16 protein-coding genes are annotated in these 19,188 nt (G+C 51.6%); 6 read left to right on the top strand and 10 right to left on the bottom strand.

Annotated features, from left to right (window positions below; genetic code table 11):
* Positions 1–78 precede the first annotated feature (78 nt).
* Both RNAN_RS04525 and RNAN_RS04520 read right to left on the bottom strand, forming a co-directional pair.
* Entirely contained in the window at positions 79–1,281 is a 1,203-nt protein-coding gene (locus tag RNAN_RS04525) for an NnrS family protein (RefSeq protein WP_008219236.1), read from the bottom strand.
* On the bottom strand, positions 1,272–2,600 hold the full coding sequence (locus tag RNAN_RS04520) for an MFS transporter (RefSeq protein ID WP_008219235.1): 1,329 nt from the start codon (positions 2,598–2,600) through the stop codon (positions 1,272–1,274). Before RNAN_RS04520 ends, RNAN_RS04525 begins: the two co-directional genes overlap by 10 nt.
* Before the next feature lie 304 nt (positions 2,601–2,904).
* On the opposite strand from RNAN_RS04520, the gene RNAN_RS04515 reads away from it, so the two are divergent.
* Together RNAN_RS04515 and RNAN_RS04510 are read left to right on the top strand one after the other, a co-directional pair.
* Complete coding sequence (locus RNAN_RS04515; RefSeq protein WP_008219234.1) at positions 2,905–4,401, top strand: NarK family nitrate/nitrite MFS transporter; 1,497 nt, start codon at positions 2,905–2,907, stop codon at positions 4,399–4,401.
* Positions 4,402–4,430: 29 nt separating this feature from the next.
* Entirely contained in the window at positions 4,431–6,167 is a 1,737-nt protein-coding gene (locus RNAN_RS04510; protein ID WP_008219233.1) for a bifunctional protein-serine/threonine kinase/phosphatase, read from the top strand.
* Positions 6,168–6,379: 212 nt separating this feature from the next.
* On the opposite strand, the gene mog is transcribed toward RNAN_RS04510, so the two are convergent.
* The 3 genes from mog to ubiU all read right to left on the bottom strand — a co-directional run bounded on the left by mog (position 6,380) and on the right by ubiU (position 9,023).
* Complete coding sequence (gene mog / locus RNAN_RS04505; RefSeq protein ID WP_008219232.1) at positions 6,380–6,916, bottom strand: molybdopterin adenylyltransferase; 537 nt, start codon at positions 6,914–6,916, stop codon at positions 6,380–6,382.
* Between the two features lie 237 nt (positions 6,917–7,153).
* Positions 7,154–8,026 (bottom strand): U32 family peptidase, encoded by an 873-nt coding sequence (locus RNAN_RS04500; RefSeq protein WP_008219231.1) that lies wholly within the window; start codon positions 8,024–8,026, stop codon positions 7,154–7,156.
* Positions 8,027–8,030: 4 nt separating this feature from the next.
* Complete coding sequence (ubiU, locus tag RNAN_RS04495) at positions 8,031–9,023, bottom strand: ubiquinone anaerobic biosynthesis protein UbiU (RefSeq protein ID WP_008219230.1); 993 nt, start codon at positions 9,021–9,023, stop codon at positions 8,031–8,033.
* A gap of 110 nt (positions 9,024–9,133) precedes the next feature.
* Here ubiU and ubiT point away from each other — a divergent pair, with 110 nt between their 5' ends.
* Together ubiT and hemN are read left to right on the top strand one after the other, a co-directional pair.
* The gene (ubiT, locus tag RNAN_RS04490; protein WP_008219229.1) at positions 9,134–9,646 is read left to right on the top strand and encodes a ubiquinone anaerobic biosynthesis accessory factor UbiT; all 513 of its coding nucleotides are present in this window, start codon (positions 9,134–9,136) and stop codon (positions 9,644–9,646) included.
* A gap of 85 nt (positions 9,647–9,731) precedes the next feature.
* Positions 9,732–11,093, top strand: coding sequence for an oxygen-independent coproporphyrinogen III oxidase (hemN, locus tag RNAN_RS04485; RefSeq protein WP_008219227.1), 1,362 nt, complete (start codon positions 9,732–9,734; stop codon positions 11,091–11,093).
* A gap of 113 nt (positions 11,094–11,206) precedes the next feature.
* Here hemN and RNAN_RS04480 read toward each other — a convergent pair whose 3' ends face one another.
* Entirely contained in the window at positions 11,207–11,611 is a 405-nt protein-coding gene (locus tag RNAN_RS04480) for a hypothetical protein (RefSeq protein ID WP_008219225.1), read from the bottom strand.
* Between the two features lie 167 nt (positions 11,612–11,778).
* Here RNAN_RS04480 and RNAN_RS04475 point away from each other — a divergent pair, with 167 nt between their 5' ends.
* Positions 11,779–13,740 (top strand): methyl-accepting chemotaxis protein, encoded by a 1,962-nt coding sequence (locus RNAN_RS04475; protein ID WP_008219218.1) that lies wholly within the window; start codon positions 11,779–11,781, stop codon positions 13,738–13,740.
* Between the two features lie 2 nt (positions 13,741–13,742).
* Here the strand turns inward: RNAN_RS04475 and RNAN_RS04470 are convergent, their stop codons facing one another.
* Together RNAN_RS04470 and RNAN_RS04465 are read right to left on the bottom strand one after the other, a co-directional pair.
* Complete coding sequence (locus RNAN_RS04470; RefSeq protein ID WP_040551725.1) at positions 13,743–14,927, bottom strand: HPP family protein; 1,185 nt, start codon at positions 14,925–14,927, stop codon at positions 13,743–13,745.
* 94 nt (positions 14,928–15,021) lie between these two features.
* Positions 15,022–15,309: a hypothetical protein gene (locus RNAN_RS04465; RefSeq protein ID WP_008219213.1), complete on the bottom strand. Its 288-nt coding sequence runs from the start codon at positions 15,307–15,309 to the stop codon at positions 15,022–15,024.
* A 175-nt stretch (positions 15,310–15,484) separates the two neighbouring features.
* Here RNAN_RS04465 and RNAN_RS18630 point away from each other — a divergent pair, with 175 nt between their 5' ends.
* A complete protein-coding gene (locus tag RNAN_RS18630) occupies positions 15,485–15,958 on the top strand; it encodes a hypothetical protein (RefSeq protein WP_008219211.1) in 474 nt (157 codons plus the stop codon).
* Positions 15,959–15,992: 34 nt separating this feature from the next.
* On the opposite strand, the gene RNAN_RS04455 is transcribed toward RNAN_RS18630, so the two are convergent.
* Both RNAN_RS04455 and RNAN_RS04450 read right to left on the bottom strand, forming a co-directional pair.
* Positions 15,993–16,637: an MOSC domain-containing protein gene (locus tag RNAN_RS04455; protein ID WP_202802259.1), complete on the bottom strand. Its 645-nt coding sequence runs from the start codon at positions 16,635–16,637 to the stop codon at positions 15,993–15,995.
* 144 nt (positions 16,638–16,781) lie between these two features.
* Positions 16,782–19,049, bottom strand: a complete 2,268-nt coding sequence (locus tag RNAN_RS04450) for a nitric-oxide reductase large subunit (protein WP_008219207.1) — start codon at positions 19,047–19,049, stop codon at positions 16,782–16,784.
* Positions 19,050–19,188 lie beyond the last annotated feature (139 nt).

Here is a 19,188-nt window from a genome sequence, read left to right as displayed (position 1 = left end):
AGTGTAAGAGCCGCAGTAGCTGGCGGCTTGATATAAATCAAAGCCGCCGCAGGCTTACCCCTTCAGAGGTAAGCGGATTTAGCCCGGCCGGCCATCTGGCCTTGGGGTGGTAAGCACCGGAAAATATACCAGCACGTAAAGCACATAGGCCAGCACCCAGCCGCCGACACCCAGCCACAGCCATTGCATGGTTTGCGCCGGCCATAGCCAAATAAGCACAGTGCGGCTGATGGCCGCCGCCAGTACCAGCAAAAACGCCAGCGACATTACCGCATGCGGTTTTAGCAAGCGTCCGCTGTGGCCCAGTGATACCCGCGCCATCATGCTTAAAATCATACTGCCCATAGCGCCGGCGGTTAGCGCATGCAGCGCTATGCTGTTGCTGATATTTACCCCGGCATAACGCGCACTGTATAACGCTAACCCCAGCGGAATGCACCAGTAGGCTAAATGCAGTGACCACAGTAGCGGCACTTTTACTGTGAGCCAGATTTTCCAGCGCAGGCAGCGCAGGCCGGTTAGAACGGCGCTCAGGCCAAATAAGCCGCTTATCGCCAGCGGCGGCAGGTATTGCTTGAGGGCAAAGAAATGCAGCAGAAAAATCAGCCAGAGTGAGCCCAGCGCGGCGCGATCTAACCAAACAATAGCATCGACTTTTTTCGTTTGGGTGCCGTTAGCAGTAAACATCGGCAGTACCCGGCCGCCGACTATCGCCATCAGTAAGGTAATAAGCCACACTGCATTTTGGCTACCCATTTGCACCCATTCATAGCGCGATGTTGCTATGCCGATATACATCAGCAGGTTACAGGCAGTAAGTAACAGCAGTAGTGGAATAAAAAACAGGTTACGCTGTTGGCCGGTTTTAATCAGTGGTACGGCAAGCAGATAAGCGCATACCGGCAGAAAGCTTAAATCGACCGCAGCCACCAGATACAGCGGCAAGCCTTCACCGAACAATAACAGCAAGCGACCGGCCAGCCATAGCAGGCTGATAAACAGCAGGCTTTTGCCATGTGGTGCCCTCAGGCCGGTCCAGTTTTGCACTGCAGTCAGTAAAAAACCGATCACGATGGCAGCAACAAAACCAAACAGCATTTCATGGCTGTGCCAAAATAGCACATTAGCAAATGGCTTTAGCTGAATATGGCCTGCCAGGGTCAGGCCCCACAGCAGCATGGCGATAGCACTAAAAGCCGCGCCGAACAAAAACATCGGCCGAAACGCCTGGCGTAGCAGGGGGAATAGCTTTTGCTCGGTGGCCAGATCGGTTATTTGCATGGCGTATCCTTAGTGTTTAGAACAGGTTCGTCATCAAGTAGAAAATTGTTACGCTGCGCCTGTGCCAGCCGTTGTTGATATTGTGCCGCCTGGTTGGCAAAAAACATGGTGATCATACACAGTGCCAACACGCCGTATAAAATCATAAAACAGCCGGTGACTATACCCAGTACGTCCTGTGCTACACCAAACAGTATTGGCAGGGTGCAACCGCCGAGCGCGCCTATGGCGGCGACAAAACCGCCGGCACTGCCCATATGTTGCGGGTAGTAATCGTGAATAACTTTGTACACGCTGGCACGGCCAAAGCCTTGTGCTACGCCAATAATAAAAATCAGTAAGGTAAACCACCAGACATTAATGCCAATTTCCAGCTGTACGTCTTTTTCCAGGCCGTGAATAATTAAGGTAGTTGGCGGGTAACTTAAAAAAAACAGGCAAACAATACAGACCCAGAACACGCTCCAGTTCACAGCGCGGCCGCCGTAGCGATCGGCGAACCAGCCGCCCAGTGCCCGAACCATGCTGGATGTGGCGACAAAAAACAGCGTAAACGCCATGGCTTGTTGTGCGTCCATGTCGTAGGCTTGCATATAATATTGCGGCAGCCACAGCAGTAGCGCTAAAAAACTGCCAAACACAAAGTAATAGTACAGCGAAAAACGCCAGATGCGGGCATCACTGCATAGCTGACGCAGACTAAGCGCGCAGGGGGGGGGCGTTAATTGCAGCGGCTCTTTCGGTGCCAGTAAGGCGAATAGCAGGCTGATGAACAACATGCCGGCGGCATAAACAGGCCCAACCCATGTCCAGCCGGCGTAGTGCACCGTCAGCGGCACCAACACGAAGGTAATGGCCACCCCGGCATTGCCGACGCCAAACAACCCTAAAGCGCGGCCCTGACGGCTGGAAGCAAACCACTGGCTGACATAGCGCACGCCCAACGTAAAAGACACGCCGCTAATACCAAACCAGAGCCCCAGCCATAAATAACCCGCGTAGCTGTCTACCTGTGGCAGTAGCAGTAAGGCTGGTATCACGGCCAGCATCTGATACAGCCATAACCGGCGGGCACTGGATCTGTCAGCCAGAATACCAAGCGGAATGCGCAGCACGGCACCGCTAATGATAGGTGCGGCCAGCAGAAAACCGTATTCGGTGGCGCTAAGATTAAGCTGTTGTTGCAGTGCTATGCCCATTACGGCGTATAGGGTCCAGACAGAAAAACAGGCGGCAAAGGCTAATGTTGCCATCAGTAATGCCCGGGTTGCACCGGGTAGAGTCGCTTGTGCCAGCGTTGTTGGAGCAGGCTGCACCATAGCAAAAACATCCGCTAATTAGGGGTTGGCATTAGTGTAACGCTAAAGCTATCGCTGCAGGCAGCAACGTAGGCGTACCTCTGACGCGCCAGCCAGTAGCGCTTCGCGCCGCCGTTTACCTACAAAGGGGTATCAGTGCTTGTGTTACCGCTATCTGCGGCCCTGAGGTGATATACCGCTAAGTTGGTATCTGTTTGTTTTTACGTGAAAATCTTGCCTGGCGGCTTTGTTTTATATCAATGATTTTCGCCCTAAGCCTCTCTACACTGGGCGCAGTTAATCTGTTAATCCTGTGGAGGATGTTATGGCTGGTCCTGCTTTAGCAACGCATAGCGGCAGTGGGTTAAACCTGCTTAATTTTGCCGAACAAAAAATAAAAATGCTGCACCTGACCTGGTTTGCCTTTTTCCTAACCTTTGTGATCTGGTTTGCCCATGCGCCGCTGCTTATCCACATTAAACAGGCTTTGGCGCTAACGGATGCGCAAATTAAAGCGCTACTTATTCTGAACGTGGCAATAACAATACCGGCGCGTATTGTGGTGGGTATGCTGGTTGATCGCTATGGCCCACGCATTATGTATTCGTTATTGCTGTTTATCTCGGCACTGCTGTGTATCGGTTTTGCCTTTGCCCAAACTTATGATGCGCTGGCACTGTTTCGCTTTTTGCTCGGTTTTGTCGGTGCCGGCTTTGTGGTGGGTATTCGTCTGGTGGGTGAATGGTTTCCGCACCATCAGGTGGGCACGGCTGAAGGCATTTACGGTGGCTGGGGTAACTTTGGCTCAGCCGCCGCGGCCATGACGTTACCTGCCCTGGCGCTGGCCTTTGGTGGTGCTGATGGCTGGCGTTATGCAATTGGCACTGTTGGGGTAATCAGTGCGGTATATGCGCTGGTATTTTATAAATTTGCCCGCAATACGCCCAAAGGCTCGGTGTATTTTAAACCGAAAAAAACCGGCGCTATGCTGGTGTCCAGCTGGGGGGCGCTATGGGGCCTTATGCTGATGAATATTCCGATGCATCTGGCGCTGGCCATGCTGGCGTGGCGTTTATCACCGGCGGGCGTAAACCTGTTCAGTACTGATATGATGTATGTGCTGTGGGGCGTGTTATTGCTGCTGTTTATCGTGCAAACCCAGCAAACCTGGCACATTAACGCAGATCATTTGCGGGCCGGCGTACCGGAGGCTGATAAATACAGCTTTAAGCAGGTCGGGATCTTAAATATTGCCTATTTTGCTACCTTTGGCTCAGAGCTGGCAGTGGTATCAATGCTGCCGCTGTATTTCCTCGAAACATTCGAAGGCTTAAGTGCGGTTAAAGCCGGTTTGTTAGCGTCGGGTTTTGCCTTTATGAACCTGGTATCGCGGCCGATGGGCGGCTGGTTTTCGGATAAATTTGGCCGGCGCAAAAGTATGCTGATTTTAATTGGTGGACTGGCGGCTGGTTATTTCTTAATGGGGCTGATGGACAGCCATTGGTGGATCCCGCTGGCGGTGCTGGCAACTATGGCCTGTAGCTTCTTCGTGCAGGCAGGTGAGGGCGCCGTGTTTGCTATAGTGCCGCTGATAAAACGCAGTATGACCGGACAAATTGCCGGTATGGCCGGCGCCTATGGTAATGTCGGTGCTGTGGTGTACTTAACAGTGCTAAGTTATGTCAGCTACAGTATGTTTTTCTATGTTATCGCCGCTTCGGCACTGGTGGGTCTGGTAGCGGTGATGTTTTTGGATGACCCTAAAGGCCATATTACCGAAGTGGGTGAAGACGGTACTGTGCATCGCATTAATGTCGGCTAGCCTGGCTGGCGATACAAAGGAGGCAAGATGTGAGTGAGTCTGCGTTGCAGCTACGCTACGCCACAGTGTGTGAGGCCGGTATTAAGCCGGCCAACGAAGATGCGGTAGCGCTTTATATGCCAACTGATGCTCACTTACTTACCTACAAAGGTGCCTGTTTTGCCCTGGCCGATGGTGTCAGTACCGCCGAAGCCGGGCAGCAGGCCAGCCAGCGCGCGGTCAGCCGTTTTTGCCGCGAATACTGCCAAACGCCGGATAGCTGGTCGGTGGCCTACAGCGCCGAGCAGCTACTGGCGACCATTAACAACGAGCTGTACGAGCTGAGCCATCAGTTTGTGCATGAACAAAAAGGCTATCTCACTACCTTTACCTGCCTGATTTTAAAATCACAAACCGCACATTTTTTTCATATTGGCGATAGCCGGCTTTACCACTGGCGAGATGGTGTGCTGGTGCAGCTGAGTCAGGATCACACTACAGTACTGTCAGAGCAGCGTCAGTTTTTAGGCCGGGCGCTGGGCATGGATGCGCGGGTTGAGCTGCAGCAGGGCAGTATCAGTGTCAAGCCTGGTGATCGCTTTTTGCTTTGCTCCGATGGTTTGTCAGATTTTGTCAGTCCGGATATGCTGCAACAGGCTGTATCGGCAGCTGATGATCTTGAGCAAACCGCTTTGCAATTAAAGCAGCAGGCGTTAGCGCAGGGCAGCGACGACAATATCAGCTTGATTTTGCTGGAGATAACAGCACTGCCTGAACAAAGCCTGGATGATTTAAACCAGTATTTAACCCGGTTACCGTTTCCGCCGGCATTAAGCGCCGGCATGAAACTGGATGGTTACAAAGTACTGCAAGAGCTGTTTGCCAGCAGCCGCAGCCATCTGTATTTAGTGGGAGATGAAGACAGCGGGGCTAAGCTGGTGCTTAAGTGCCCGTCACTGAATTATGATGATGATGCGCTCTATATCGACCGCTTTATCCGTGAAGAATGGATAGGCCTGCGTATTGAATCTGACTACGTAGTAAAAGTGGTGCGGCAAAGCCGGCCACGCACCTTTTTATATTATCTGATGGAGTATTTAGACGGCCAGAGTTTAGAGCAATGGTTTGAGCGCCAGCCCAAACCGCTAAAACCGGCGTTGGCGATTAAACTGGTTAAGCAAATTGCCGAAGGCTTAAAAGCCTTTCACCGTATGGGCGCTATTCATCAGGACTTAAAGCCCGGCAATATTATGTATTTAAGCAACGGTCAGTTAAAAATTGTCGATTTTGGCTCTGTGTATGTCGCCGGCTTAGCCGAAATTTACAGCCCATTGCAGCATGATGCGGCACTGGGCACAGCGGCCTATTCTGATCCGCATTATCTGCTTGGGCACAACTCCGGCGTGCAGGGCGACATTTATGCGCTGGCCACTATTGCCTATGAGCTGTTCAGTGGCGGCCACTTACCTTACGGCAATGCAGTAGAAGAATGCCGCACCGCAGCCGATTATGACAAACTGCGTTATCGTAGTGCCAGCCAGTATAACCCGGTGATCCCAACCTGGTTTGACCGTGCCCTGCAAAAGGGCGTCAGCCTCGATTTATCACAGCGCTATCAAAGCATAAACCAGCTGTTAACCGACTTACAGCAGCCTAATCCGGCGTTTTTACACGAGGAAGTTAAGCAGCAGCATAAAACCAACCCGCTGCTGTTCTGGCAGCTGTTATCCGGTTTTTGGTTTATTACCTTATTGCTGGTGGTGTGGTTGTTTTTGCTCAAACGTTGAGTGCAGTGCTGGCATGAACCGGTTTGCTCACGTCAACACGCCGTAAACCCATCCCTGGGGGCTCGATTATGAACCTCATCCATGAGGTTCACCCTTTGGGCCAGCGAAGCTGTTCAAATTCGTTCCTGACGAATTTGTCAGGCCATCCATGGCCTCCAACGGTTGACTTAGAGCAAACCGATTCCTGCTCCATCGTCTGGGTTAAACATCCTTCAGCTTTTAGGCCGAAACGCCTTAATCACCGTTTCATTGCACTGTAAATATGGCCCGTGCATTAAATCAATGCAGTAGGGCACCGCCGGAAACACCGCATCTAAACACTGGCGAATGGCTTTGGGCTTACCCGGCAGGTTAATAATTAAACTGCTGCCACGCAGGCCGGCAGTCTGGCGCGACAGTATCGCCGTTGGCACGTATTTTAACGATTCAGCCCGCATTAACTCGCCAAAACCGGGCATCATTCTGTCGCACACCGCTTCGGTAGCTTCGGGTGTCACATCACGTTTGGCCGGGCCGGTGCCGCCGGTAGTCACAATTAAACAGCAGCCTTGTTCATCACACAGCTGGCGTAAGGTTTGCTCAATTAATGGCTGCTCATCCGGAATAAGCCGGTATTCGGCCTGCCAGTCACTGGTTAAGTAGTCTTTTAACGTATCGATGATCGCCTTACCGGATAAATCTTCATATACGCCGGCGCTGGCGCGGTCGCTTATGGTAACGATGCCTATTATGGCCTTTTGTGTAGTCATTAGAAATCCTGCGTCCTGTTGCATCAATCGAACCGACCTACCCACGCCAACACGCCGTGACCCCATCCCTGGGGGCTCGATTATAAACTTCATCAGTGAAGTTTATCCTTGCGGACCAGCTTCGCTGTTCAAATTCGTTCCTGACGAATTTGTCAGCATCCTGGCCTGCAACGGTTAGCTTAGGGTAAGTCGATTCTCAGTTAAATTTTGCGTCAGCCTCATTTGTTCCGTCACTGACTAACCTGTCGCCATTCCGGCCAGATTCAGCCAGTAGCCGTTACTGTCGGTTGCCGGCAGTGGCTGCGGCGCTGTGCCGTTAATATTGGCTTTAAATTTCGCCAGCCAGTCAAAGGTGCCGCTGAGCTGTGGGCTTAACCGTACTATATCCACCTGGCCCTGCATAGTGCTTAGCTGGTTAACCAGGTTATAGCGCTGGCCAGACTGGGTTTGAATGCCGTTTAACACAAATACCTGAGTGCCATCCTGGCTTGTTACCTCGCGCCCCTGTGGGTAGTTAATGCAGCACAGCTCACACTGATCTTTACTGCGGTTCTCCGAACGGGCAGTAAAGCAGCGGCCACTCCAGGCCAGCGGCAGGTGGCCAAAGCTGAACACTTCAGTGCGAAAACAGTCGCGGATATCGGCAATAATGCTTTGATGTAATACTTCGGTTAACCATTGGCCGGATAATTCTACCGGCATCACCCAGCGCGTTAAGCCCATGCTGACTAAGCGGCGCAGCGTATGCTGGTTGTAGCAGTTAATTGCCGCACCGGCGACAAAAGGCAGGCCCTGCTGCTGTAGCATGCTAATAGCGCCCACGTCATTGGCCTCAACTAAAAACTCGCCGTTATCGACATATTTACGCAGTTCACGCAGCTCACCGGGTGACTCATATAATGTCATGGATGATAAACACACCTGTTTACCGGCTTCGCGCAACATGTGGGCGATGGCCATATAGTCATCAAATTTAAGCTCGCGCCTCTTGCTACAAACCGTTTCGCCTAAGTAAACAATATCAAAGTCGCTGTCAGCGACTTCGCGGTAAAACGCGAGCATCTGTGCTTTGGGCCAAAAATACAGTACCGGGCCTAGTGAAAATTGCATGTGATTACTTCCATTTGCGATGATAGGCGCCAAGTGTGGTTTGGCTGCCTTCAGACAAGCCGGCCAGCACTTGCTGCCACTGTGGTTGCACATTAAAACGCTCTGGCGTGGCCATTACCGCATCAATAGCGGCGCGCCAGACTTTGGTAATTTGTGCCACATAGGCCGGGCTGCGCTGGCGGCCTTCTATTTTTAATGACTTAATGCCCTCGGCGTATAGCTCGGGCAGTAAATCCAGCGTGTTTAAACTGGTGGGCTCTTCCAGCGCATGATAAGTATCATTGCCTACAGTAAAGCGGCCTTTGCATAGGGTGGGGTAGCCGGCGGTTTCGTTTGGTGCGAAGCGGTCGATTAACACGCCGTTTAAACGCGACTCCAGCGTGCCGTTGTTATCCTGCCAGTTCACAAAGGCGGCCGGCGAGCAGGCCCCGGCGGTGTTGGGCGACTGCCCGGTCATATAAGAGCTTAAATAGCAGCGGCCTTCGGCCATAATGCACAGGCTGCCAAAGGCGAATACTTCAAGGTCTATATCACAGCTTCTGGCCAGCGCCCGTACCTGCTGCATCGATAATACCCGCGGCAGTACCACCCGGCTGATATTAAACTGGCGGTAAAAATCAATGGCTGCGGCATTGGTGGCCGAGGCTTGTACTGATAAGTGCCGCTCCAGTTTGGGGTAGCGTTCAGCCGCATAAGCCAGCACGGCAATATCAGCCAGGATCAGCACATCAGCTCCGGCATCGGCGGCCATATCCACCGCCTGCTGCCAGCGTTGGTAATTGTTTGGGTGGGCAAAGGTATTGATGGCTACGTGTAGCTTTTTGCCATGCTGGTGTACATAACGGGCCGCGTCTTTGAGCTTAGCTTCGTCAAAATTTAAGCCGGCAAAATGGCGGGCGTTGGTGTCATCTTTTAAACCGATGTAAACGGCATCGGCGCCATGCTCGATGGCGGCTTTCAGTGCCGGCATACTGCCAGCCGGACAAAGCAGCTCCATAGGGTGTGTTCCGTATTCGTTTAGCGTTATTACTACCACCGACAGGGAATAGAGTGTGGCGGCGTACTGTGGTTTCATTATAGGGTGATAACTCAGCGCAAGGCTTGTATATGTTTGATATTAAAAGCGTTAACTCCAAGTTGGTAGCATCTCTACCCACAATGCTGCGCGGCCTTACCCGTTGTGCGCCCAAGGCAGCTCAGGCCGGCGTGTTACAGTTGGCATTGAACCAGTTTTTCCGCCCGGAGCTAAACGCCAGTGAGCTGGATTTTTTAAGCGGCAAAACACTGGTGGTGCAGGTAAGCGATATAGCTCTGCAGTTTGCCATTAGCCTAAACGGTGACAAGCTACGGGTGCAGTTAGCCAGCGCAGGGCAGGATTTACTGCTAAAGGCAGAGCTGGCCGACTTTGTCGCCATGATCAGCAATACTGCCGATCCGGATACGTTGTTTTTCCGCCGCCGCCTGCAAATGCTGGGTGATACCGAGCTTGGCTTATATTGCAAAAACCTGCTCGACAGCATAGGGCCAGAGCGTCTGCCGAAGCTATGTCAGCTTGGTTTAAGCTGGCTGGCGCAGCAACAGCTAATTGCCAGCGACAACGCTGCTGCGCTGGTCAATTAAGTTTGGCCTGCGGCAGATCAAAGTATGCGCCCTGGCCGGCGTTATAATGCCAAGCTGCCGGCCCAAATCAGTAAACGAGGTTAGAATGCACACCATACAGTGGGATCAGAAGTTAATCAGTAAATACAATATTAACGGCCCGCGTTATACCTCGTACCCCACGGCACTGGCGCTGAACAGTAACTTTGACCGTGCGCACATTCAAACGGCGATCAGCCAGAGCCCGAACGAACTCAGCTTGTACCTGCATATCCCGTTTTGCCATAAGCTGTGTTACTACTGCGGCTGTAATAAGGTGATCACCCGCCATCAACACAAAGCCGATACTTACCTCGATGCCTTAGCGCAGGAGATGGCGCTGTATCAGCCACTGCTGCAGGGCAAAAGCATTAATCAGCTGCATTTAGGTGGCGGTACCCCCACCTTTTTAACCGAGGTACAGCTAAGCCGTTTAATGGCGCTGTTGCAGCAACACTTTACAATTAATGCTGATGCCGAAATCAGTATTGAAATAGACCCGCGCAGCTGCAGTGACGACAAACTGCGGCATTTACGCAGCTTAGGTTTTAACCGGGTTAGCTACGGTGTGCAGGATTTAGACGAAAAAGTGCAAATTGCCATTAACCGGCTGCAGGATACTGACCTTATCCGCCATCAGGTGCAGTTAAGCCGTGAGCTGGGCTTTAGCTCGATAAATCTCGATCTGATTTACGGCTTACCCTTTCAACAGAGCGCCAGTTTTGCCGAAACCGTAGATGAAATTATCCGCCTTAATCCCGATCGCATCTCGTTATTTAGCTATGCACATATTCCGGAGCGTTTTGCTGCCCAGCGCAAAATTGATAACGACAGCCTGCCGGATGCGCCGTTAAAGCTTGAACTCATGCAGCTGGCCATTAACCGTTTTGTCGCCGCCGGTTATCAGTTTATCGGCATGGACCACTTTGCCAGACCCGACGATGCCCTGGCCAAAGCGCAGCAAGCCGGTAAGCTGCAGCGTAATTTTCAGGGTTATACCACCGCCGGCCAGGATGCGTTAATTGGCCTGGGGGTATCCAGCATCAGCCAGGTAAGCGGCGTATTATGGCAAAACAGTAAAGAGCTGCCGGCATATTATGCCGCTATTAACAGTGGCCAGCTGCCGGTAGAGCGCGGCTTTAGTTTAAATAGCGATGATAAACTGCGCGCTGCGTTAATCAGCCAGCTTATCTGTCATTTCGAGCTGGACGTTGAAGCTTTCAGTCATAAGTGGCGCCTTAACGGCTTCTGGCAATACTTCGCCGAAGCATTAGAGCGCTTGCAGCCGTTTATGGAAGACGGTTTGGTTGAGGTATACGCCGAGCGCATTAAAGTAACCAACGCCGGCCGGCTGTGGGTGCGTAGCATCTGCGCCTGTTTTGATGCCTACTTAAGCCAGGGGCAGCAGCGGTATTCAAAGGTGGTGTAAGCCTGTAGGGGCGCGCCTATTTACACCAAGCAGGCGCCCCGATTTTTAGCAAAATGGCAGAACATTAATTGTCAAAGGGCGCAACGATGCGCCCCTACGTTTTCCGGCTGTCGTCAATACAGCGCCACTAAGTCGCCGGCTTTATTAAAGGTCAGAAAATCGGCAATCATGCCACCCTGAATTTTCTCCATCATCATCTTAAGTGGCTGTGTCGCTTCATCGCTGTTTGGTGGGAAACCACCGCGGCCGCCCAGTGCTGAAACAAAGGCGATATCCCAGTCAACGCCAGTGGTGGTGGACTCTTGCACTAAGCTGGCAAATTCGTTTACCTCGTCTGGCAGTTTATCCACACACAGCACCGGTGCTAAGGCGCCGCCCTGGCCTTGCTCGAAGTTGTGTTTTTGCGTGTCAGTATAACCGTTTGGTAGCTCGGCTTTGGCAAACACAAACAGCAAACGCTGCGGCTCGTCCTGCATGGCCGCCGCTTTGATTAAGTCAGAGTAAGATTCTATATTCATGATTCACGCCTGCTAACAGTTTTCGCCAGTGTAACAAAGCCTGTGTAGTGAAAATACCGGCTCTGGTGGGGTAGGGGCTAACCCTGAAGAGGTAGTCACCTTTGCCTGCTTAGCAGCTGGGTGGTTTTTACCTAAAATGGTGGTAATTTTCACCCCGAGGCCGTCTTATGACACACTTTATCCGCAACTTGTCGATTAGCCGTAAACTGATGTTATTACTGTTGTTGCCGGCGCTGGCGGCGTTATGGCTGGCGCTGGGGCGTTTTAGCGACAGCTGGCAGCAGGTTGCTCTGGCTGAGCATGTTAGCCAGGCTATTGAAGCGTCAGCCACAACCAATGCGTTAGTAGCCACCCTACAAGCTGAGCGTGGTGCCAGTGGTGTTTACCTGGCCAGCAATGGTAGCCGCTTTGCCCAGCGTTTGCCGCAACTGCGCCAGCAAAGCGATCAGCGTTTACAGGCGTTTTTAGCTGTGCAATTGCCTGAGCTTAATGCGCTACAGCAACAGCTGGGCGAGCTTAATGCGTTGCGCCATCAGGTTGATCAGCAAAGCATCAACAATGCCAGCTCGGCTGAGCGTTATACCGCACTCATTACTGCCATGATAGCGCAAAACCATCAGTTGGAAGCGGCGCTGACGCACCGGGATATGGCGCGGCAACTGGCGATACTCAACCAGTTTATAGAAATGAAAGAGCGCGCCGGGCGTGAGCGCGCCATTTTAGGCTTAGTGTTTAGCCGTGGCAGTTTTAACAGTGAATTACTGGCTCGCTTTAGCAATAATTTAGGCGCTTATAACGCCTTTGCTGAAAACTTTTTACGTATGGTCAGCCCACAGCAGCAAAGCGCCTGGCGTACCCTTAGCCAGCATAACAGCTTTGCTGAAGTGGCCCGCCTGCAGCAACTGGCGTTTAACACCGCACTGGGTGAGCCGCTTAACGTAGATGATGGCCAGTGGTTTGACCTTGCTACTAGCCGTCTGGCGCAAATGGCTGAATTTGAAACAGCACTCAAAGCCGGTATTGTCGCCTCTGCTGAGCAACTGCAGCAGCAGTCTGTGCGCCAATTATGGTTATTAGCGGCGGCTATTGTGTTGATAAGTGCCGTGCTGACAATTGTTGCAGCTATTACCATGCGCAGTATTTCAGCTGCAGTACGCAGTATTGAAAGCACCATTACTGCACTGGCAAAGCGCGACCTTACCGCGCGCAGCCACTATAAAAGTAAAGATGAGTTTGGCCGCATTGCCGACAGCACCAATAATATGGCGCAGGAGCTGCTGCGGGTTATTCATGAAATTGGCGGCGCTACTGCGCAGGTTGCTACCGCTGCCGAGCAATCATCGGCGGTAACGTTGCAAACCAGTAAAGGCGTACAGCAGCAACAGCAAGACACCGAAATGGTGGCCACTGCGATGCATGAAATGAGCGCTACCGTGCGTGATGTTGCCGCCAGCACGGCAGAGGCGGCAGAGTTGTCGGAAACCGTGCAAGCCGGTGCAGCACAAGGGCAAAGCCGGTTAGAGCAGACCATAGCACTTATTCAGCGTTTATCGGGCCAGGTTGACAGCACCGCCAAAGTGATTGACCAGGTAAAACAGGACAGTGATGCCATTACCTCGGTGCTGGATGTAATTCGTGGTATTGCCGAGCAAACGAATTTGCTGGCGTTAAATGCGGCCATAGAAGCGGCCCGGGCAGGTGAGCAAGGCCGCGGTTTTGCCGTAGTCGCAGATGAGGTGCGTACTCTGGCGCAGCGCACGGCGCAGTCGACCGGTGATATCCAGCGCATGATAGAAGGCTTGCAACAAGGCGCAACCCAGGCCACCGATGCGATGCGTATCAGCCTGAGCCAGGCGCAGGAAGGCCGTGACAAAGTAGCTGAAACTGGTGATATTCTGGCGCAGGTGCTACAGGGTATTAATGGCATTAATGATAAGAATACGCAGATCGCCTCAGCGGCCGAGCAGCAAGCTGCAGTAGCTGATGAGATAAACCAAAAAATACTTAATATTAGTGATGTAGCAGTACAAACCAGTGCCGGTGCTGAGCAAACCGCCAGCACCAGCCGCGAACTGGCGCGCCTTGCCGAGCAACTGCAACAGCTGGTAGGGCGTTTTACGCTGGCCTAATGTCAGGCTAGTTTGGCATTAAACAGCGCGGCGATAAGATCTGACTGGGTTATTACTCCGACCAGCTGTTGCTGGTCGTTTAATACAGGTATATGGTGCAGGCCCTGATCGGATAACATAGGAACAAGCGCCACTATATGATCCCGCTCATGGGCAACGGTAAGCTTAGTCACCATAATTTCGGCGACCTCACGTTTATGCTGGGTTTTATGGCGGTTTTTCAGCAGCAGCTGATTGACATGGCGCAGTAAACCCCAGTAATGCGGCACTTGCAGGTTCTTTAGAAAGTCGACCGTTGATACCACACCCATTAATTGTTGCTGGTTGTCTGTTACCGGCAGCATACTAATTTTATGTTTACGCAGTAGCTGCCAGGCACTGCCTACGGCGGTGTCTGGTGTTACGGTGATGAGATCTGTCGACATAATATCGCTACAACGAATTTCACCGCTTTTACGCTGATAAGCATTAAGCTGCGCCTGATGATATAAACGTTCTAAATCCTGCTCGCTAATATCGACTACGGTATCAAAGCTGTTTAATGCACTAAGTAAATCTTCCGGCTGCAGGCCGAGCCGTTTTAGCGGTGTGGCGTCTTTATGCAAATGCACCGGGTCAAATTTTTGTGTCGTTGGCTGCATACCACGTTTTAGCCAGAATTTTTGCAGCAGCAGCGCAACAGCAAGCATTACCAGCACATTCAGCGCTACCGGGTAGAGCAAAAAGTCATAGCCCAATACGCTGTCGGTAGAGGCAATCACCGGCACCAGCGCGGTGGCGCCGCCCGGCGGGTGCATACACTCAAAGATGTACATGACAAACAGCACGCAGCCAATGGTTACTGCGGCCATCAGCGCTAAGTCGGTAAACAGGTGCGAGCAAATAAGGCCGACGGTAGCCGAGATAAGATGGCCGCCAACAAAAGACCAGGGCCGGGCCAACGGGCTGTTAGGCAAACCAAATAACAATACCGACGATGCACCCATCGAGGCCAGCAGCACTATGGTGCTGGCAGTATCGGCCAGTTGCAAACTGGTGTAGGTGACAATAAAAAGTGCGATAAAGGCCGCCAGCGCTACCTTTAGCCGCTCGGTAAGCGGTATGGCCGATAAGCGCTGGCTGTCGCGTTTAATCAGGCCCAGTTGTGCCAGTACGGCACTTAACAGGTTTTTTGCTCGGCGTTGCAAGGTTAAATCCGGAATTTGCACCAAAGGAGGGCAAGTATAAGCAGTTAGCAGAAAAAAAGACACCCGGATGTCTGCGGCTGAATGACGTTAATACCTAGTCGGCAGCTAAAATTTTATTGCGGATAAGGCTGCGTTTAACACTTAAACACAATTTACCGAAACGTCTTAGCTCATCAAATTTGGGTGTACGGCCATTTTTGATGGCGTGCTCCCAAAACGATACTTCAGCGTCAACCATCTCCAGCAGTTTTTTTGGGCAACCCTGACAGTCGGTGTTAGTTATGCCACAGACAAAGGTGGCGGGCTCATATAACGGTAGGGTGGCTTTAACCTCAACCAGCAGTTGCTGCATTGCGGTAGTCAGATCAGGTTTAGTCGGCATAATACCAACCTCTGGTTACGGCAAGAGCGCCAACTGTACTGTATGACCCATTGTCTGGCTATTATACAAAGTAGGTACATCGTAGTGCCTAATATGCTTTGTTGCTCACAGCAGTAACAAGGTAGACAGGACGGTGCGTTAACGGAATAATTCCATATCAAAGGGAGAATAATGCATGAAAATACTATCGATATGGCTGTTAACCGGCTTACTGCATGCCGCGCCCTTACAGGCTGATCAAGCACCTCATCATCACCATGGCGATGATGAGGTGCTTACGATGCTGGCGCTGAATGATGGCGCTAAATGGCCGGTAGATACAGTGTTAAGTGAGGCGATGCTTCGGCTGAGGGCACAGCTGCTAACGCATCTGGATGATATTCATCACAAACGTTTTACCGCGTCACAATATCAACAGTTTTCTCAGATGTTGCAGCAGGAAGTTAACCACATCGTTGCCAATTGCAAGTTAACACCCGAGGCAGATGCGCAGTTTCATTTGGTACTTGCGGCAATGATGCAAAGCCAGCAAGCGATGGCTGCAAGTGAATTGACAACCCAACGCCAGGGCGCTGTTAAGTTGTTACGGGCGTTGCAGCGCTATTCCGAGTATTTTAATGATGACGCGTTTTTGCCTATTACACATTAAGTAAGCGGGTTTTGCCAGGCACGAGTAAGTTAATTTATGGCTCGCCTAGTCGTTTGCGCCAGTCTTCTACCTGACCTGTTTTTAAGCGCTGTTTTGCTAAACTTCGCCATGATTCGCTAAGCGGGCTAAGCATGGCGATTTCTTGTAACACTTCTGTGCACCAGGTGGAGCCATAAAGAGTGTCTAACAAACGTGATAGCGGCCAGTTAGGATAAGGGCGTTCAAGCAGTGTCATAATGTAACCGGTTGCCACCATTCCAGGCGTCAATACCCGGTAATACCAGCCGGTACGGCGGCTGTCCTGAACTAACCTTGCCATGTTTTGTTTGGCAAAACGTAAGTTTAATTTCCAGCACGGTTGCCTTGCCTGCGATACCTCTACAATAGCCTGATCCAATTGCCAGATATCGCCAACACAAACATCCTGTTCGGTTAACGCATCTGTCGTCAGGTTTTCGCCAAAGGCGGCGCTGTCGCCAAAATCGGGCAGCTTACCAAGTATTTGCTGCCAGTAGGCATAATGGCTGGCGGGGTAATGATGTAAGGCCTTTTCTGCACCGCCATGATGTAGCCGGTCCGCCTGTAAGTCACCTTCTAAGCCGTTAATGCCCAGCCAGGCTTGCTTTACCGGCGTTTTATGGATGCCGCTGATAACCCCCTCTGTGCCGAGTGGTTGCAAGCCGCCGGTTCTTATGTGGACAATTCTTGCGCTGACAATCATTTGTTGTGTTGCTCCTGAACAAAAGGCGTATTGTTTGACAGGTTAAGGTACCAAAAAGGCTTCGCTTTAACTAAGCAGAAGCCTTGTATGATAGTTTGGGTATTAGTTTAGCTGTTGCAATGGCTGCACGGCAGCTTTGCTGTCAAACACGCCTTTTACCACTTGCCAGCTCACTGCTAAGGCACCGATGATAAAGATCACGTCGCCAAAGGTGCGCACCCAGCGTAGCGTATGCAAAATGTCGCTTTGCATAAAGGCTTCACTGCGGGCATACCATAAGCCTTCGGTGGCGCTGGCGTAAAACTGAATAAAGCCAATCGGCAACAGGCTGCTAAACAGCATTAGCACCAGGCCGCCGTTCATCCACCAAAACGCCGTTTTCATCAGCTTTTCATCAAACACCAGTTGTGGCCGGATATAACGCAGTATCAGCAAACAGAAACCCAGCGCCAGGAAGCCATAGACACCAAATAGCGCAGCATGGGCATGGGTTGGCGTAGTGTTTAAGCCCTGCAGATAATACAGTGCTATCGGCGGGTTAATCATAAAACCAAACACGCCGGCGCCGAGCATGTTCCAGAACGCCACGGCGACGAAAAACATCAGTGGCCATTTAATATCGCCCATCCACGGCGCTTTATTTTTCAGGCGCCAGTTTTCCCAGGCTTCATAACCCAGTACTACCAGTGGTACCACTTCCAGTGCACTAAAAGTGGCACCAACTGCCATCACCGGCGTAGTGGTGCCCGAGAAGTACAAGTGGTGGAAGGTGCCCGGTATACCGCCTAACATAAACAGTGACGCTGACGCTAAGCTGGCACTGGTGGCGACACTGCGCGATACCAGCCCCATGCTGTGGAAGATAAACGCCAGCGATACGGTAGCGAACACTTCAAAGAAGCCCTCTACCCACAGGTGAACCACCCACCAGCGCCAGTATTCCATTACTGATAAATGTGTGCGCTCGCCATAAAACAGGCCGGCACCGTAAAATAAGCCGACGCAAATCACCGAGGCGGCAAATAGCGCCAGCAGGTTTTTATCGCCAGGGGCTTTAAAGGCCGGTACCACAGCGCGCAGCATCAGCACTAACCAGAACAGTACGCCAACGTATTTAATAATTTGCCAGAAGCGGCCAATATCAATGTACTCATAGCCCTGATGGCCAAACCAGAAACTGTATTGCTCTGGCATAATTTGCATAATGGCAAAGTAGTTACCGGCAAAAGAGCCCGCTACCAGCACCACTAAGGCCCAAAACAGTACATCGACGCCCAGTTTTTGGTACTTGGGATCTTTACCGCCGTTAATAATGGGTGCTAAGAATAAGCCTGCCGCTAAAAAGCCGGTGGCAATCCAGAACATCGCGGCTTGAATATGCCAGGTACGCGCCAGGCTGTACGGCAGCCATTCAGTGGTGTTTAAGCCATAAAAACCATCGCCTTCTACGGTGTAGTGGGCGGTAAAACCACCTAAAAACACCTGTAGCGTAAACAGTGCCACCACCACCAGAATATATTTACCCAGTGCTTTTTGTGACGGGGTCAGTGTTAAGCGGGCGATAGGGTCTTGTTTTGGCGCTGCAGGCTCTTCGTCATCGTGTTTGCGTAGGAAGGCCCAGCCCCAGATCAGGCCACCGACACCGGCGATCAGTAAAATAATACTCACCAGTGACCAAATCAGGTTCTCGGCGGTTGGCCGGTTGTCAATTAACGGCTCATGTGGCCAATTATTGGTGTAGGTTGCACTGTCCGGATAACGCTCAGTGCTGGCTGCCCAGGCCGTCCAAAAGAAAAACTGCGTCATTTCCTGCCGGCGTTTAAGTGAGGGCAGGGTATTGTTTTTCATTGCATAGTTGGCGCGGGTTTGGCTAAGTGCAATATCATCACCAAACAAGGCAATATAGTGTTCAGCCGTTTGCGTTATGGCCTGTACCCGCCTGTCGCTTAGCAGCAAGGTGTCAGTGGCTTTGTCGTAGCTGTTGCTGCGGTAGGCCTGCTTTAACGCAAACTGCAGCGTATTTTGTTGCGTGGCATTAAGCTCGTTGTAGCTTTGGCCAAATTCATCTTGCGCGGCAAGTTCCAGCCAGGCTATTAACTCGCGGTGCAGCCAGTCGGCCGTCCAGTCCGGTGCCTGATAGGCGCCATGGCCCCAGATAGAGCCCAGCTGCATACCACCAACCGATTGCCAGGCGGTCTGGCCGTTTAAGATAGTTTCATTGGTCATCAGCACTTGCCCTTGCTGATTAACCACCTTAGCCGGAATAGGCGGCGCCGAGCGGTACACCTCAGCGCCAAAATAGCCCAGCACGCCAAAGGTGATGGCCAAAATGGCAATTAACAGCCACCAGAGTTTACGATATCCGGCCATACAGCCCCCTTACATTATTGTTGTTGCACCCAAGTGTCATAGGTCACTCCTATTTTATATAACCGGCGTTGTCGCCTGTATGGGCATTACAAGAACTACGCCATTTTTTAATTAATTGTTTTTAATTGATTTTATTGTG

The sequence above is a fragment of the Rheinheimera nanhaiensis E407-8 genome, from assembly GCF_000296695.1.
Taxonomy (GTDB): Bacteria; Pseudomonadota; Gammaproteobacteria; order Enterobacterales; family Alteromonadaceae; genus Alishewanella; species Alishewanella nanhaiensis.
Note: the sequence above shows the minus strand (reverse complement) of the source record. Positions and strands in the feature narration are given on the sequence as shown.